At 61.5% G+C, this 904-nt stretch carries 2 protein-coding genes; both read left to right on the forward strand.

Going from position 1 to position 904, the window contains the following annotated elements:
- On the forward strand, positions 1-470 hold a 470-nt coding region (locus DBR30_RS22075; protein ID WP_258224396.1), incomplete at its 5' end, for an SPOR domain-containing protein.
- 169 nt (positions 471-639) lie between these two features.
- Positions 640-904 (forward strand): heavy metal-binding domain-containing protein (locus DBR30_RS11010; RefSeq protein ID WP_108588346.1); only part of this gene is annotated, 265 nt, incomplete at its 3' end.

Raw genomic sequence — 904 nt, forward strand, 5'->3', positions numbered from 1 at the left:
AGCCGCAACAGAATGCCCAACCCAAGCCACAGCCCAAGCCGGAAGTGGTGGCCAAAAAACCGGTCGAAGCGCCCAAGCCAGCACCCAAGCCGACGCCAGCCAAACCGGTTGAAGTGGCCAAGGCGCCCGCACCGGCCAAGCCGCAGGCGGGTCAAATCAAGTCCCTCGACGATCTGATTGAAAGCAAGATGACCCAGCCGACCATACCCGCGCCTGCTGCGGCAGCGGCGCAGGGTAGCTGGATCCTTCAGCTTGGCGCCTTCAAGAACGTCGACAGCGTCAACGCGCTGGTGAGCAAGCTGCGGGCGGCGGGCTACTCTGCCCACACCTCGCCGCGCACACCGGTTCAGGGTCAGCTCAACCGGGTCTTTATCGGGCCGGATGTCTCCAAGGCCAAACTGCAGGGGATGCAGGGGCGGATCTCCCAGATGACCGGCCTCAGTGGCTCGGTGGTCTCTTACAATCCGTGACGGCTTGCCGTTGGCAATGGCCCTTTGAAACAAACACCGCGCCCCGTGAGCGGTGTTTTTTATCTGGCTGTCGTGATTTTTAAGGACGGCGTCGTACAGGTCACCCCTCGGTTGGGATTTTCGGGCAGTTGGGGTAGTCTGAGCCCTTCTGCTACTCAAGGAGTTCAAGATGATCCTCTCGACGACCCCCACGCTGGAAGGCAAAACCATTCGTGAATACCGCGGCATCGTGGTTGGCGAAGCCATTCTCGGCGCCAACCTTTTCAAGGATCTCTTCGCTGGGATCCGCGACATCATCGGCGGCCGCTCCGGCGCCTATGAAAAAGAGCTGGCCCGTGCCCGCGAGATCGCCTTCGATGAGCTGAAAGAGCGTGCCGCTGCCCTTGGCGCCAATGCGGTGGTCGGCATCGATATCGACTACGAGGTGGTGGGGC

This window comes from Aeromonas sp. HMWF017, from assembly GCF_003061465.1.
Taxonomy (GTDB): Bacteria; Pseudomonadota; Gammaproteobacteria; order Enterobacterales; family Aeromonadaceae; genus Aeromonas; species Aeromonas veronii.